Source organism: Burkholderia sp. Ac-20344 (genome assembly GCF_017104975.1).
In the GTDB taxonomy this organism is placed as follows: domain Bacteria; phylum Pseudomonadota; class Gammaproteobacteria; order Burkholderiales; family Burkholderiaceae; genus Burkholderia.
Map to the genome: position 1 here is coordinate 1 of NZ_JAAGPP010000403.1, position 645 is coordinate 645.

Consider the following 645-nt stretch of genomic DNA (forward strand, 5'->3'; position numbering starts at 1 on the left):
ACACGATGTTCTGCGTCGGGTCCTTGATGTCGCAGGTCTTGCAGTGCACGCAGTTCTGCGCGTTGATCACCAGGCGGTCGCTGCCGTCGTCGTTCTTCACGAACTCGTACACGGCCGCCGGGCAGAAGCGACCCTCGGGGCCCGCGTAGGTACGCAGGTTCACGTTCACCGGCACGCTCGCGTCCTTCAGCGTCAGGTGCGCCGGCTGGTTCTCCTCGTGGTTCGTGTTCGAGATGAACACCGACGACAGCCGGTCGAACGTCAGCTTGCCGTCCGGCTTCGGATACTCGATCGGCTCGCATTGCGACGCCGGCTTCAGCATCTCGTGGTCCGCATGCTTGTGGTGCAGCGTCCACGGCACGTTGCCGCCCATCACCTTCTGCTCGAGCCCGACCATCAGCGTGCCGAGGTACAGGCCCTTCGCCATCCACTGCTTGAAGTTGCGCGCGCGGTACAGCTCCGTGTACAGCCACGACTGCTTGAAGGCATCCGGGTACGCGTTGAGCTCGTCCGACTGGCGGCCGGCCTGCACCGCGTCGAACGCGGCGTCGGCCGCCAGCATGCCGGTCTTGATCGCCGCGTGGCTGCCCTTGATCCGCGATGCGTTCAGGAAGCCCGCGTCGTCGCCGATCAGCGCGCCGCCCG

1 protein-coding gene is annotated in these 645 nt (G+C 66.0%); it reads right to left on the bottom strand.

The window, feature by feature from the left end; translation table 11 throughout:
- A partial coding sequence (locus G3N64_RS39400) for a 4Fe-4S dicluster domain-containing protein (protein WP_205788929.1) occupies positions 1–645 on the bottom strand: 645 nt, incomplete at both ends.